Annotated in this window: 14 protein-coding genes; 6 read left to right on the top strand and 8 right to left on the bottom strand. The window is 41.8% G+C overall.

Annotation, left to right across the window (positions count from 1 at the left end; translation table 11 throughout):
* Positions 1 to 13 precede the first annotated feature (13 nt).
* The 7 genes from ACZ9AO_RS20125 to ACZ9AO_RS20095 all read right to left on the bottom strand — a co-directional run bounded on the left by ACZ9AO_RS20125 (position 14) and on the right by ACZ9AO_RS20095 (position 5,972).
* Positions 14 to 859: an ATP-binding cassette domain-containing protein gene (locus tag ACZ9AO_RS20125; RefSeq protein WP_476110059.1), complete on the bottom strand. Its 846-nt coding sequence runs from the start codon at positions 857 to 859 to the stop codon at positions 14 to 16.
* Positions 860 to 1,714, bottom strand: coding sequence for an alpha-D-ribose 1-methylphosphonate 5-phosphate C-P-lyase PhnJ (locus ACZ9AO_RS20120; protein WP_476110057.1), 855 nt, complete (start codon positions 1,712 to 1,714; stop codon positions 860 to 862).
* A complete protein-coding gene (locus tag ACZ9AO_RS20115) occupies positions 1,711 to 2,844 on the bottom strand; it encodes a carbon-phosphorus lyase complex subunit PhnI (RefSeq protein WP_476110055.1) in 1,134 nt (377 codons plus the stop codon). The genes ACZ9AO_RS20120 and ACZ9AO_RS20115 overlap by 4 nt, the downstream gene beginning before the upstream one ends.
* Positions 2,826 to 3,443: a phosphonate C-P lyase system protein PhnH gene (phnH, locus tag ACZ9AO_RS20110; protein WP_476110053.1), complete on the bottom strand. Its 618-nt coding sequence runs from the start codon at positions 3,441 to 3,443 to the stop codon at positions 2,826 to 2,828. The genes ACZ9AO_RS20115 and phnH overlap by 19 nt, the downstream gene beginning before the upstream one ends.
* Before the next feature lie 14 nt (positions 3,444 to 3,457).
* The gene (gene phnG / locus ACZ9AO_RS20105) at positions 3,458 to 3,883 is read right to left on the bottom strand and encodes a phosphonate C-P lyase system protein PhnG (protein WP_048685602.1); all 426 of its coding nucleotides are present in this window, start codon (positions 3,881 to 3,883) and stop codon (positions 3,458 to 3,460) included.
* A gap of 279 nt (positions 3,884 to 4,162) precedes the next feature.
* Positions 4,163 to 4,864, bottom strand: a complete 702-nt coding sequence (locus tag ACZ9AO_RS20100; RefSeq protein WP_249595081.1) for a GntR family transcriptional regulator — start codon at positions 4,862 to 4,864, stop codon at positions 4,163 to 4,165.
* A 223-nt stretch (positions 4,865 to 5,087) separates the two neighbouring features.
* The gene (locus ACZ9AO_RS20095; protein ID WP_476110050.1) at positions 5,088 to 5,972 is read right to left on the bottom strand and encodes a PHP domain-containing protein; all 885 of its coding nucleotides are present in this window, start codon (positions 5,970 to 5,972) and stop codon (positions 5,088 to 5,090) included.
* 716 nt (positions 5,973 to 6,688) lie between these two features.
* On the opposite strand from ACZ9AO_RS20095, the gene ACZ9AO_RS20090 reads away from it, so the two are divergent.
* Both ACZ9AO_RS20090 and guaC read left to right on the top strand, forming a co-directional pair.
* Positions 6,689 to 6,934 (top strand): hypothetical protein, encoded by a 246-nt coding sequence (locus ACZ9AO_RS20090; protein WP_476110049.1) that lies wholly within the window; start codon positions 6,689 to 6,691, stop codon positions 6,932 to 6,934.
* A 968-nt stretch (positions 6,935 to 7,902) separates the two neighbouring features.
* Positions 7,903 to 8,886 (top strand): GMP reductase, encoded by a 984-nt coding sequence (guaC, locus tag ACZ9AO_RS20085; RefSeq protein ID WP_034309334.1) that lies wholly within the window; start codon positions 7,903 to 7,905, stop codon positions 8,884 to 8,886.
* Positions 8,887 to 8,939: 53 nt separating this feature from the next.
* Here the strand turns inward: guaC and ACZ9AO_RS20080 are convergent, their stop codons facing one another.
* Entirely contained in the window at positions 8,940 to 9,281 is a 342-nt protein-coding gene (locus ACZ9AO_RS20080) for a zinc ribbon domain-containing protein YjdM (RefSeq protein WP_251541810.1), read from the bottom strand.
* A gap of 145 nt (positions 9,282 to 9,426) precedes the next feature.
* Here ACZ9AO_RS20080 and ACZ9AO_RS20075 point away from each other — a divergent pair, with 145 nt between their 5' ends.
* The 4 genes from ACZ9AO_RS20075 to ACZ9AO_RS20060 all read left to right on the top strand — a co-directional run bounded on the left by ACZ9AO_RS20075 (position 9,427) and on the right by ACZ9AO_RS20060 (position 13,915).
* On the top strand, positions 9,427 to 10,116 hold the full coding sequence (locus ACZ9AO_RS20075) for a response regulator transcription factor (RefSeq protein WP_063594448.1): 690 nt from the start codon (positions 9,427 to 9,429) through the stop codon (positions 10,114 to 10,116).
* The gene (locus tag ACZ9AO_RS20070; protein ID WP_476110046.1) at positions 10,113 to 11,117 is read left to right on the top strand and encodes a sensor histidine kinase; all 1,005 of its coding nucleotides are present in this window, start codon (positions 10,113 to 10,115) and stop codon (positions 11,115 to 11,117) included. The genes ACZ9AO_RS20075 and ACZ9AO_RS20070 overlap by 4 nt, the downstream gene beginning before the upstream one ends.
* A 100-nt stretch (positions 11,118 to 11,217) precedes the next feature.
* Positions 11,218 to 11,979, top strand: a complete 762-nt coding sequence (locus ACZ9AO_RS20065; protein ID WP_048689374.1) for an ABC transporter ATP-binding protein — start codon at positions 11,218 to 11,220, stop codon at positions 11,977 to 11,979.
* Positions 11,969 to 13,915 (top strand): FtsX-like permease family protein, encoded by a 1,947-nt coding sequence (locus ACZ9AO_RS20060; RefSeq protein ID WP_476110044.1) that lies wholly within the window; start codon positions 11,969 to 11,971, stop codon positions 13,913 to 13,915. The genes ACZ9AO_RS20065 and ACZ9AO_RS20060 overlap by 11 nt, the downstream gene beginning before the upstream one ends.
* The last annotated feature ends 99 nt before the right edge of the window (positions 13,916 to 14,014 follow it).

Genomic DNA, 14,014 nt, shown 5'->3' with positions numbered 1-14,014 from the left:
GGTTTCGTTTCTTTTACAGCAGCGAGTGTACTAATTGCTGGGTATAAGGATGCTGTGGATCTTCGAGTATTTGATCTGTTAAACCTCGCTCGATTATTTTACCCTCCAGCATAACGAGAGTACGGTCTGCAAGCATTCGGATTACACCCAAATCATGGGATACCAATAACATGCTAATATTCAAATCTCTTTGGAGGCCTTTAATTAAATCCAATACACTTGCTTGTACTGATAAATCTAAACCCGTGGTGACTTCATCCAAAAGCAGTATGGGAGGATTGTTGGACAATGCTTTGGCTATCTGGACCCTTTGCTGCATTCCCCCTGAGAAATTCCTTGGTTCTTCTGTCATTCGATGAATCGGAATATTGACTGCTTCAAGGAGTTCGGCGCCTCTTGATTCCATGCTGCCAACATGTCTGTTCCCGGCTGAAATCAACTTTTCGGCAATATTGCCGATCGAGGAAAAATCCATTTTCAACCCTAGAATCGGGTTTTGATAAACCTTCCCCATCAAGTGGTTTCGAACGTATCTTTTCTTCTGGGCAGACTCCATGAATACATTCTTTTTTCCTTCCTCAAAGCCAGCTACATACAGTTCTCCATCGGTCACTTCTTCATCAAAATACAAACTTTTCATTAAAGTGGATTTGCCGCTGCCGCTTTCCCCTACAATTCCAAGAACTTCACCGTGATACAAATCGAATGTCAGATCTCTGCAGGCATAAACCGTCCCGCATTCGTGACAATAGTTTTTCGTCACTTTTCCTGATTTCATATGTTTGCATGCCGAACATCCGTTACCATACTGTTTGCTCATTTGTTTAACTGATAATACGGGAACCTCAAGCACAGACATTTAATTCACTCCCAATGATTGTTTTTGATTGACCATTTCAAGGCAATTGCTTGTATCATTGCATTGGAAATATGTTTCCCCTGATTCCTCATCAACAAGTTCATCCAAAAACACATCATTGGAACCGCAGAGGATGCAAGAATGATTTGCAAAGGACTCGATTTCAAATTCATAATCATCAAATGCCAAAGATGATACATTTGTATATGGGGGTAATGCATATACCTTTTTCTCCCTGCCTGCACCTAACAAAATGAGTGCTTCATTACCGTCCAGTTTGGCATTATCGAATCTTGGTATCGGGCTTGGTGCCATGACATACCTGTCGTGAACCATCACCGGATGGTCTGCATCCGTCGCCATTATTCCGTACTTCATAATTTGTTCAAATAATATAAGCCATGCTCCGCTATACTCTCTCTCAGCATGCAGCTTTTTCGTTTCATGTTCGCTCGGCTCGAAATTCCTTAAAGGTTCCGGTAACGGAACTTGAAGAACTAATATCTGGTCCCGATGCAGCGGCACTTCCGGCACCCTGTGTCTTGACTGGATTAAAGAGGCTTCTTTTGTACGATCCGTTGTCCTCACCCCAGTGGTATCAGATACGAGTTTTTTTATGTTAACGGCATTAACGGATTCATCCGAGCCTTGGTCGATCACCTTAAGGACGTCATCCTTTCCGATCAATGACAATGTCAACTGCAGGCCGCCTGTGCCCCAACCTCGTCCAATAGGCATTTCCCTTGAAGCGAATGGGACTTGATAACCGGGAATGGCAATCGCTTTCAGTGTTGCCCTTCTAATTTCCCGTTTCGACCCTTCATCAAAGAATGCAAAATTATAAGTCTTATTCATGCAATCCAACCTCCTGCTCTGGTGGTCTTATCTTTTGACTTCCGAATGCTATCAAGCTTGGATTGGAACGTAACGTAATGAGGCATCTTCAAATGGGAGATGAAACCCGTCGATTCCACTGAATCTATATGATAAAGAACGAATTCCTCGTTGTGACTTGGAAACTCCTTGTTTGGTTTTTCCAAGCAATTATCCAAGATGCCCATAGCGATTGCTTTCGTTTCATTTTGTCCCATGCACATGCCATAGCCAACTTCAAACTCTATTTCCTTTTTGCCTTGTTCTTTTTCTACCGTAAGCGGAATGAGCATCTCTGCCTCAGTTGCTGTGAAGTCCCCAATATAATAGCTATCTTCCTCCTGCCCTTCGTCCAGCAGCGGGTGATCGAGATGGACGGGCAGCTGGCCTACACGCAGCTCTCCTACTGTCGGGTGCAGTGCACCATATCCACGGATGACTGCATAAGCAAGTGATGTAACTGCGCCGGTTTGGCCCCTTGTTAAAATTTGCAGGCGTTCACTCCGCATTGAAGGAAACTCCAGACTTTTCCTTGTCACATCCCCAGGCTGCAAATCATTGTTCTCACAGCTTGCTAATAAGCCTTCACTTCTTAAGTAGTCCAAAACTTTAGGCAGGGAGTTTAAATCAGCACTATCATTTTGATTTTCTGTTAAATGATCTTCCTCTTGAAAAGCCCGTAACCAATCTTGAATGCTTATATCCGATTCATTTTCCAGCTCCGAATCTAGTAACCGATGTGTATAATCGGTCGTGGCACCTAAAATCTGTCCGCCAGGCACATCCTTAAAACTAGCTGAAATCCGCCGTTCGACTTTCATATTTTCAGAACTGATCACCCGTGAAACATGTTTTCGCGGCAAAGTGGATCGATAGGCTCTCAAGAGGAAAACAGCTTCTTCCGGATTGCCTTCAGCCTGTTTAATGGCAAGTGCAGCCAGTGATTGATCATACAAACTGCTTTCTGACATAACCTGATCAATCAATCCTCTCATCCCGGCTTCTATCTTATGCAGTTCTATGGCCGTCCCTTTTTTGACCCGTTCATACTTTAAGCGTTTGATGGATTCCTCAATCGCCTTTGTTCCGCCCTTTACTGCAACATATCCCATAAAATCTCACCCCCATTTTCTCTAATTTGAGTCGTTCTCGGCAAAGCTATTAAACGATCTTGTTGATCAACAAAATACATATCGATTCCTAACGGGAATTCCATGTTTTTTTCGTTCCTTGCAGCCAGCCAGGCGGAGACATTCGGGAGACTTAAGAATGATTCGTCTTGAATTCCCGGTCCTGAAAGGATCATTGAGTCCCCTTTCGTAACATCCGGTACTTCTAGAATGATCATCGCCGATTCATGAGGGTTCAAAAGATTTCCTACCTTTGCTTTATTCAAGGCTTCCTTCATTTGCTCTTCGGAGGCATCATGTAAAATAAAGATAAAATCCGCTTCCGGCAAATCAACAGGCTTTGAATAAGTAAGCTGATTGATCATTCTTGACACGGCCTCCTCCGCCTTTGAAATGACCTTAAATGACACTTCATGGTCGAGTACCGTTCGTGCAAGCAGGATGGTCGAAGATAAGCATTCCATTTGAACATCCGACGTCCTGGCCTCCCTATCCAAAACCACTAAAGTTCCAGGTCTTGAAGTCGCCGTTACAAGCTTTCTATAAACAGTTTGTATATCATGAACTACATCCAAATTCATTGCTTTCCCCCCTCTTATTGAACATCCATTGTTTCGAAGTTAACCTTGGTTCTTAAGATCGATCGATTAAACTCTTGAAGATTTTTCTGTATAATCTTCTTCTCATTTTCTAAAACATGTGACCATGACCTTGTTTCGCCAAGATCAGCCTCATAAGCGGCATCAATGATCGCTAAACTATGTGCCAGTTCTTCCCGCTGTCCCTTAACGATACCAATCCCGATTGAATCCTGGATTTGTACCGTGCATTCTGTCACCAGCATTTCCCCTAGATAAAACAAGCTCTTTTTTGCCGTTTCCCTTGTCTTTAGCAACACAAGGGCACTCTCTGGCTTTTGAATGACGGTAACTTTATATTTCATGGCTATTTCCTTGGCAAATTCCTTCGCAATGTCCTCAGAGCCTTGAATCAAAATCTCGGTTCTTTCCCTTCTTCTCATTCCATTGGCCTCCAATGTTTTAGTTTCAAGCTAACATCTTCAATGTATCTTGTTGCCAAGTGAACGTACGTTAAGAAAGAGTAAATCTTTGTATGAAATTTGTTAAACCGGACCTGCACTATTCAAATTTCGTGCTTTACTCGTGAATTCGGAGCACTTACTCGTGAGTTCCGTACCTTTACTCGTGAATTCGGGGCATTTACTCGTGAGTTTCGTACTTTTACTCGTGAATTCAGAGCATTTACTAGTGAATTCGATCGATATCTGGAATGGAAGTTTTTATATAACATATGTGAAACAATCGCTCCGATAGATTATGACCGTGTGCTCAAGGACTTGATTACTCCGCTTATCCCGGCATAATGATTCCACTTGCAAAAGTGGAATCAAACTTGAACACTGCAAAATATCCCGTTCGAAAAGAGTGGGAAAAATCACATTCAGCGTGCTCCTGCTGGATCCGAACTCTACAAAGCCACGCTGCCGATAATATTGAAACATGGAGGTTATATCCGGACCGTCCTTTTCTATTTCAGGAAATGTTGATTTTGCTACAAAAGATGTATGGAGAGCAATCGGGAAATCGTCCATTAACCTAAGCCTGCCAATTTTAAAGACCTTATCATCACTTTCCACCTCAAGGCTTCGAAAAATCTTCTGATCATAAGAAATTTCTTCGCAAAAAATAGTACTCGTTTGAAAGGAAAACTGGAATTCCTTCATTTTCTCGGTGAAACTGACATCTCCGGATAGAATTAACGGAATTTGTTTCTTGGTTTCCTGGACATAACTTCCTTTACCTTGCTTCGAATAGATAAAGCCTAAATCTTGAAGCTGCTCATATGCTTTCCTGACAACCATTCTTGGTACATTAAATTGATCGGCGAGTATATGCTCTGAAGGTAACTTTTTATCCAATTGAAAGGTCCCACTCTTAATTTCAGATATCAAATGATCCACTAAAAAGTTTTTTTCCGCCAACAAAAATCCCCCTTTACATATAATTTCCTTGTTACCGTCAGTGTAATGAGAAAATATGAAGCTATCATGATTTTCTTGTAAAAAAAAAGTCCTGGTCAATTACCAGAACGAAAGGAAGCACTTATTTTATCGATCTTTTTCCATACAATCCCCTGCATGTTCATTCTTTCAAATTCCTAATCCAGCATGTAAGCATGCCGCTCTCACAGCAAAATTCCTGGTTTCATAGATCGATATTTTTCAATACCACATCATTAATGGCCATGCTTTTTTTCCTTAATTTCAAAGCATTCACACATTCCGTTCCAGGGCTCATACTGCCAAGCCGAATCGGCTTCTCCCCATAATCCCCATGAAAATCCGAACCTCCTGTTTTAATGAGATTATATTGATCTGCATATGAAATCGCTCTTTCCTCTTCTGCATGACCATGATCCGGGTGAAGAACTTCAATCCCTTCAAGCCCTGCTTTTACAAGATCAGGGATAATTTCGAAGCTCCCGTATTGTCCAGGATGAGCAAGGACCGGGACGCCTCCGGCAGCACGAATCGCCTTCACAGCCAGTATTGCATCCACATACTCCATAGGAATAAAGGCAATGCCCGGCTCTTCCCCATTTTGGCCGCGGCTGAAGATTTTCTTATACAAATCTCCATAGATAGAATCCGTATACCCCGATTCCCGAAGCGCCAGCATAATATGCTGTTTATAAACACCGGTTCCTCCCCTGAATTTAGATACCTGATCCCAAGTTATTCGATATCCTGCATGAATCAGCCGTTCCACCATTTTTTCAGAAGCTGCATTCCTCTTTTCAATCAGTGGATTACATAAATCCTCAAGGGCCTTATGACCAGGCTCAACAAAATAGCCCAAAATATGTACACGCCTTCCTCTTGCAAAGTCATAACCGGAAACTTCGATACCAGGGATGATTTCAATTCCTATTTCCTTACCCCGTTCCACCATCTCTTGCAATCTCATTGTTGTATCGTGATTCGTAATCGCTAAATGGCCAATGCTCTCCCTTTTTGCAACCTCCAATAATTCTTCAAAAGAACTGGAACCATCTGAAATGTTCGTATGACAATGTAATTCAACCTTCATGCCAATCCCCCCATTCTTATTCGTTACCCATTTTCATTTTAACTTAGTGCCATGTCGGTCAACGTTAAGATGATGTAAAAAAACGTAAAGGTGTAAAAGTCGTCCTGATTGGTGAAAATACTTAAGTATTTCAGACTGTAGACAAAAAAATACCAGTTAATTCCAGAAACCCACTCCCTTTCCGCCGACTGTCTGCCAAGCCTCCTCGACTTAAACGTCTCCGGGGTCTCGGCCAGCCAGTTATTCGGCAGGAGTGTCGCACATTTCTTCCATCCATTAAGGATTAAAAAACATGAAGGATAAACTAGTCTTAAATAAGGTTTGGAATAAGACGAACCTGCAGTTTTTTCTTTAAAAAATTCCAGTTGATTTCAGAAATCCGCTCCCTTTCCGCTGACTGTCTGCCAAGCCTCCTCGACGCAAGCGTCTGTGGGGTCTCGGCTAGCCAGTTATTCTGCAGGAGTGTCGCACATTTCTTCCATCCATTAAGGAGTACAGGAAAAAAACATGAAGGATAAACTAGTCTTAAATTGGGTTCGGAATAAGACGAACCTGCAGTTTTTTCTTTTAAAAATACCAGTTGATTTCAGAAATCCTCTCCCTTTCCGCCGACTGCCTGCCAAGCCTCCTCGACTTAAACGTCTGTGGGGTCTCGGCTAGCCAGTTATTCTGCAGGAGTGTCGCACATTTCTTCCATCCATTAAGGATTAAAAAACATGAAGGATAAACTAGTCTTAAATAAGGTTTGGAATAAGACGGGCCAGCAGTTTTTTCTTTTAAAACACAAAGGTGATTGGAACGGAAGGGACGAGACTCCTGCGGGAAAAGCGTGGCATGGGAGACCCCGCAGGCGCGCCGAGGAGGCTCCCGCCCGCGGAAAGCGAGTGCCTGGAGTGGAAATCAACGTTCCCATTTTACAAACCAAAAAAAATGTTGGCAAACAATTATTATCTTGTTTGTAAACAAAGGGGTTCTATCTAAATAAAACAAAGGTGCTTGGAACGGAAGGCACGAGACTCCTGCGGGAAAAGCGTGGCTTGGGAGACCCCGCAGGCGCGCCGAGGAGGCTCCCGCCCGCCCGCGGAAAGCGAGTGCCTGAAGTGGAAATCAACGTTCCCATTTTACAAACCCACAAAAAAGCTGTCGGCAAACAATTATTATCTTGTTTGTAAACAAAGGGTTCTATCTAAATAACACAAAGGTGATTGGAACGGAAGGTACGAGACTCCTGCGGGAAAAGCGTGGCTCGGGAGACCCCGCAGGCGTGCCGAGGAGGCTCCCGCCCGCCCGCGGAAAGCGAGTGCCTGAAGTGGAAATCAACGTTCCCATTTTACAAACCCCAAAAAAATATTAGCAAACAATTATTATCTTGTTTGTAGACAAAGGGGTTCTATCTAAATAAAACAAAGGTGCTTGGAACGGAAGGGACGAGACTCCTGCGGGAAAAGCGTGGCTTGGGAGACCCCGCAGGCGTGCCGAGGAGGCTCCCGCTCGCCCGCGGAAAGCGAGTGCCTGAAGTGGAAATCAACGTTCCCATTTTACAAACCCACAAAAAAGCTGTCGGCAAACAATTATTATCTAGTTTGTGAACAAAAGGGTTCTATCTAAATAACACAAAGGTGATTGGAACGGAAGATACGAGACTCCTGCGGGAAAAGCGTGGCATGGGAGACCCCGCAGGCGTGCCGAGGAGGCTCCCGCCCGCCCGCGGAAAGCGAGTGCCTGAAGTGGAAATCAACGTTCCCAAGTAACATGTTCATTCGTCCTTTTCAGCTCCCTACCCTGTTACGGATTTCCCATCAAGTTGAAATAAAATCAGAATAAAACCAATAAAAATTTTGACTTACTGTCAAAAATGATGTACATTACCTAATGGGCGAACAATTTTTATTAAAAAAGACAAAAATATTCGTATATAGAGGTGCTTAACATGGAAAACGTGTTTGATTATGAAGATATTCAATTAATTCCTGCAAAATGTGTAGTAAATAGCCGTTCTGAGTGTGATACATCCGTTACTTTAGGTAAACATACATTCAAGTTACCTGTAGTACCTGCCAATATGCAAACAATCATTGATGAAAAGATTGCCATTTACTTGGCTGAAAACGGTTACTTTTATGTCATGCATCGTTTTGAGCCAGAAAAACGACTGACTTTCATTAAAGACATGCATTCAAGAGAATTGATCGCTTCCATCAGTGTCGGCGTTAAGGAAGAAGAATACGGATTCATCGAACAATTATCGAATGACAACATTGTGCCTGAATACATTACGATAGATATTGCACACGGACATTCCAATGCCGTGATAAAGATGATACAGCATATTAAAAAACATTTACCTGAAAGTTTTGTCATTGCAGGAAATGTGGGAACTCCTGAAGCGGTACGTGAATTGGAACATGCCGGTGCAGATGCTACAAAGGTGGGAATTGGACCAGGGAAAGTATGCATCACTAAAATCAAGACTGGATTTGGAACGGGCGGCTGGCAATTAGCTGCACTTCGCTGGTGTGCAAAAGCGGCAAGCAAGCCAATCATCGCTGACGGCGGCATTCGCACGAACGGTGATATTGCCAAATCAGTTAGATTTGGAGCTTCAATGGTCATGATCGGTTCACTATTTGCCGGACATGAAGAATCTCCAGGTCAAACGATCGAGAAAGATGGAAAGGCCTTTAAAGAATACTTTGGTTCAGCTTCTGAATTCCAAAAAGGTGAAAAGAAAAACGTTGAAGGCAAAAAGATGTTTGTCGAGCACAAAGGATCTTTGGAAGATACGTTGAAGGAAATGGAACAAGATCTTCAGTCATCCATTTCATATGCAGGCGGTACCAAGTTGGAAGCCATCCGGAATGTGGATTATGTGGTCGTTAAGAATTCAATCTTTAACGGTGACAAAGTTTATTAAGAAGGAACATAATAAAGAACGGCCTAATCAATGGATTAGGCCGTTTTTTATCATTACACCTTTTTAACAAATTGGGATTTTAATTTCATTGCACCAAAACCATCAATCTTGCAATCAATGTCATGATCTCCATCAACTAGACGGATGCTTTTGACTTTAGTGCCCATTTTTAAGACGGATGAGCTCCCTTTCACTTTAAGATCCTTGATTACCGTAACGGTATCACCATCATTCAAGGCGTTTCCATTAGCATCTTTGATAACCTTCTTTTGATCACCATTTTCGTTTTCCGCCTCCATCGTCCACTCATGGGCGCATTCCGGGCAAACAAAAAGACTTCCGTCTTCGTATGTATATTCTGAATCACATGCAGGGCAATTAGGAAAATCAGGCATAAATTCACTTCCTCCATTCATTATGCCAATTTTAATATAATAATGGTTTACATACAACCAGTAGTCTATTACCTCCCCTCCTCTAGAACCTATAAAGGTTTTACTATATACTTTTAAGAAAAAGCTGGAAAGTGCGGTGAACCCATTGTTTAAACTATTATTGATAGAAGATGATACGACGTTATTCAATGAAATTAAAGATAGATTGGCGCAATGGTCTTATGATATTTACGGAATCGGCGATTTTAGTAAGGTGGTTCAGGAATTCACGGACATAAAACCTGATTTGGTCATCATTGATATACAGTTGCCGAAGTTTGATGGATTTCATTGGTGCAGAATGATCCGGTCCCATTCCAATGTTCCCATCATCTTTTTATCATCACGTGATCATCCTACGGACATGGTGATGTCCATGCAGCTTGGAGCTGATGATTTTATTCAGAAGCCTTTTCATTTCGATGTACTCATCGCGAAGATACAGGCCACCCTACGCCGTGTCTATAATTACAATACGGAAAAGATCGAATTGAAAACCTGGTGCGGCGCCACCGTGGATTACGAGAAGAACACGGTTTCGGCCGAGACAGGCACAATCGAATTGACGAAAAATGAAATTTTCATCTTGAAAAAGCTCATTGAACAGAAAAACAAGATCGTAAGCCGCGAAGAATTGATCAACAGCCTATGGGATGACAAACGTTTTATAAGCGATAACACCCTTACTGTTAATGTGAACCGTTTACGAAAGAGGTTGGATGAACTGGGTTTAGGTCATTATATTGAAACGAAAGTCGGACAGGGCTATATCGCCGTGGAAGAGGCAAATGCATGATCAGAAAATATCTCGTGGAAAGGTTCAGCTGGATCACCTTTTACATCCTTCTTCATCTATTCATTATCTTTGTCGCCTATCTTGATTCAGCCATTCCGTTAAAGCCCATACTGTATATTGTTTTTTTATCCTTGCTCATATTCAGTATGTTTCTGATATTCCGCTATAAAAAAGAAACATATTTTTATAAAAGTTTAGAAGTGCGGGAAGACAACCTGGATATAACGAATATAGCCGAACCAGAGAGCCCTTTCGAAAAAATCATAGAAAACAGCATCATTAACCAAACTGAATTATTGAAGCAGTCCGCTGCAATCGGTCAAATGACTTTAGAGCAGGAGAAGGATGAATTATTATCTTGGATTCATGAAGTGAAGACACCATTGACGGCGATGCATTTAATGATTGACCGCTTGGATGATGAATTGCTGAAATCACACTTGACATATGAGTGGCTGCGCATTCATCTTCTTCTTGATCAGCAGCTCCATCAAAGGCGCATGCCTTTCATCGAAAATGATTTGTATATAGAGAAAACCGATTTGGAAACAATAATCTTTGATGAGATTAAAACGCTGCGATCATGGTGCATTCAAAAAGGAATCGGCTTCGACATACAATTGGACGTAACCGAAGTGCTTAGTGATGCCAAATGGCTGGCCTACATCATGAGGCAGCTCTTGACCAACTCCATTAAATACAGTGAAAACTCAGATATCACAATTTGTAGCCATGAGCGAGCCGGACAAACGGTTCTTGAAGTGCAGGATTCCGGACGGGGAATTGACCCAAAGGATTTAACCCGCATATTTGATAAAGGATTTACATCCACGACAAACCATCGTGACAATGCGGCAACCGGCATGGGGTTATATTTAACCAAGAATGCGGCCGAGTCCCTTTTCATCTCCATTGATGTGAAATCAGAGCTTGGAACCGGGACGACCGTTACCTTGACCTTCCCAAAAAGAAATGATTTCGTGAATATCACAAGCATGTGACAAAAGTGTCACATGCTTTTATTCTTTGTTCGTCCAAACGAAGGAAAAGAAATACATGGCCTTTTATAATGAGGATATAGAAAAAAAGGAGTGTATCCAAATGAATATATTAGAAGCGAAAAAAATCCATAAAAGCTATGGTAATAAATTCAATAAACAAGAAGTATTAAAGGGTCTTGATATAAGCATACAAGAAGGCGAATTCGTAAGTATCATGGGTGCTTCCGGTTCAGGAAAAACGACTTTGCTGAATGTCCTTTCCTCGATCGATAAAATCAGCAACGGCACCATTACGATCGATGGTAAAGAGATTTCAGGGATGAAAGAAAAGAATTTGGCCGAATTCCGTAAGAACCACTTGGGCTTCATTTTCCAGGAATATAACCTATTGGACACATTGACTGTCAAAGAAAATATCCTTTTGCCTTTATCCATTACAAAAACGCCCAATAATGAAGCGGCACAAAAGTTTGATAGCGTGGCGAAGGAACTGGGCATATATGAAGTGAAGGATAAATACCCAAATGAAATTTCCGGTGGTCAAAAACAGCGTACATCTGCAGCGCGGGCTTTCATCCATGATCCAAGCATCATATTTGCGGATGAACCGACTGGGGCGCTTGACTCCAAATCAGCTTCCGATTTACTGAACAAACTGAGCGAAATGAATAAAAAACACAAAGCGACCATCATCATGGTAACCCATGATCCCGTGGCCGCCAGTTATTGCAGCCGAGTCATTTTCATTAAAGATGGACAAATCTATACCCAATTGAATAAAGGTGAAGAATCCAGACAAACCTTCTTCAAGGACATCATGAAAACACAAGGTGTATTGGGAGGGGTTCAAAATGAGCATTAATCAACTCATCTTGCGAAATCTGAAAAAGAATCTGAAGAACTATTATCTGTATGTGTTTGCCCTGATCTTCAGCGCTTCCCTGTACTTTGCCTTTGTCACCTTGCAATATGACCCAGCGCTGGATAAAGCGGAGGGGACGGTAAAAGGTGCCGCCTCCATCAAGGCTGCATCAATCCTGCTTGTTGTGATTGTTTCCATATTCCTTTTATATGCCAATAGCATTTTCATTAAAAGACGCAGTAAAGAAATTGGCTTATTCCAATTGATAGGCATGACGAAGAACAGGATATTCCGTATCCTGAGTGTGGAAAACCTAATCCTGTATTTCTGTTCCGTATTCCTCGGAATCTTTGTAGGGTTTGCCGCTTCAAAATTGATAATCATGATCCTATTTAAAATAATGGGTGTCGAGGCAATCGCGACTCTTACATTTTCTTTTCAGCCGCTAGTGCAAACCTTGCTCGTTTTTAGCGCCATCTATCTTTTAATCATGTTGATGAATTATGCCTTCATTAAAAGGCAAACCATTCTATCATTATTTAGAGTGACTTCCATGACGGAAGGAAAAGTGAAAAAGGTTTCGATGGTCGAAATGATCATCGGGATATTCGGGATCGCCCTAATCATTGCTGGCTATGTCATTTCATCCAAATTATTCGATGGAGCTTTTACACAGATGACCGAGCTTTTCATGGCCATGATCGTCATTCTGGCAACCGTCATCATCGGTACCTACCTATTCTATAAAGGATCCGTAAGCTTCATCTTTAATATCGTCCGTAAAAAGAAAAATGGCTATTTGAACATCAATGAAGTATTATCCCTTTCATCCATCATGTTCCGGATGAAATCGAATGCGATATTATTGACGATCATCACGACCGTTTCCGCTTTGGCAATCGGTTTATTATCATTAAGCTATATCTCCTACTACTCAGCGGAGAAAAGTGCACAAAGCAGTATCCCAACCGATTTTTCGATGACGGATAAGGGAGATGCAGATGCATTCAAAGAAGCATTATCAGACAGTAAAATTGATTATGACGCAAAGGTGATTGACGTCATTCAAGTGGATGTCAATGTAAAGGAAATAATGGAAACGAGCCTCGAAGGAGTGAACTTCGATTCGGACATCATGACCGTTCCCGTCATCAGTGATGAATCCGTTAAAGGAATCAACCTCGCTGAAGATGAGACCCTTTTCAGCGGATACAGTAGTATGATGGAGAAGGTCATATCCTTGAAGGATTCCGGAAAGATTGAACTGAAGGGCAAAAATGAAGTGATTCCGCAAACATATATGGGTTTGAATGATGATACCTTCCTGTCCTATTACTTCACGAGTGGCGGATTGCCCGTTGCCATTGTAGACCAAACGATATTCGACCGTTTGAAAAAGGATGTCGACCCGAAAATCCAAAAAGTATCATCCGTTAATATCGGCATTGATGTGAAGGATGAAGCTGAACTTGAAAAAGCGAATGATCTATTCAATAAAATGAGTTTTAAAGAAGAACATGTGAATGATTCCCAATTTGAAATGTTCAACACCCAGAAGAAGAATATGGGTCTTATCATGTTCATCGTCGGCTTCTTGGGATTAACCTTCCTCATCACATCCGGTTGTATCTTGTATTTCAAACAAATGGATGAAAGTGAAGGGGAAAAATCCAATTATACGATTTTAAGAAAACTAGGATTCACGCGTGGTGACTTACTAAGAGGAATCCAAGCAAAACAAGTTTTCAATTTCGGCATTCCTTTAGTCGTCGGGCTTCTCCACAGTTATTTCGCAGTCCAATCAGGATGGTTCTTTTTCGGGACCGAAGTTTGGACACCGATGATCATCGTCATGGCATTATACACGGCACTGTATTCGATCTTCGGAATCCTATCCGTATTTCATTACAAGAAGGTCATCAAAGAATCTCTATAATTTCGAAGATACTAAAAGCTCCAGGGCCAATGAGGCCCTGGAGCTTTTAAACTGTAGAAAAATCCGAAGAAAAGTCAGTTTGCCTAAAATTTTTCTAAA

The organism is Peribacillus sp. TE19612 (assembly GCF_056279465.1).
This window is presented reverse-complemented; position numbering and strand designations above follow the sequence as displayed.

Bases quoted from the DNA above. Each gene is read 5' to 3' on its own strand.
- ACZ9AO_RS20125 (WP_476110059.1), bottom strand. From the start codon at position 859: ATGTCTGTGCTTGAGGTTCCCGTATTATCAGTTAAACAAATGAGCAAA.
- ACZ9AO_RS20120 (WP_476110057.1), bottom strand. From the start codon at position 1,714: ATGAATAAGACTTATAATTTTGCATTCTTTGATGAAGGGTCGAAACGG.
- ACZ9AO_RS20115 (WP_476110055.1), bottom strand. From the start codon at position 2,844: ATGGGATATGTTGCAGTAAAGGGCGGAACAAAGGCGATTGAGGAATCC.
- phnH (WP_476110053.1), bottom strand. From the start codon at position 3,443: ATGAATTTGGATGTAGTTCATGATATACAAACTGTTTATAGAAAGCTT.
- phnG (WP_048685602.1), bottom strand. From the start codon at position 3,883: ATGAGAAGAAGGGAAAGAACCGAGATTTTGATTCAAGGCTCTGAGGAC.
- ACZ9AO_RS20095 (WP_476110050.1), bottom strand. From the start codon at position 5,972: ATGAAGGTTGAATTACATTGTCATACGAACATTTCAGATGGTTCCAGT.
- ACZ9AO_RS20090 (WP_476110049.1), top strand. From the start codon at position 6,689: ATGAAGGATAAACTAGTCTTAAATAAGGTTTGGAATAAGACGGGCCAG.
- guaC (WP_034309334.1), top strand. From the start codon at position 7,903: ATGGAAAACGTGTTTGATTATGAAGATATTCAATTAATTCCTGCAAAA.
- ACZ9AO_RS20080 (WP_251541810.1), bottom strand. From the start codon at position 9,281: ATGCCTGATTTTCCTAATTGCCCTGCATGTGATTCAGAATATACATAC.
- ACZ9AO_RS20070 (WP_476110046.1), top strand. From the start codon at position 10,113: ATGATCAGAAAATATCTCGTGGAAAGGTTCAGCTGGATCACCTTTTAC.
- ACZ9AO_RS20065 (WP_048689374.1), top strand. From the start codon at position 11,218: ATGAATATATTAGAAGCGAAAAAAATCCATAAAAGCTATGGTAATAAA.
- ACZ9AO_RS20060 (WP_476110044.1), top strand. From the start codon at position 11,969: ATGAGCATTAATCAACTCATCTTGCGAAATCTGAAAAAGAATCTGAAG.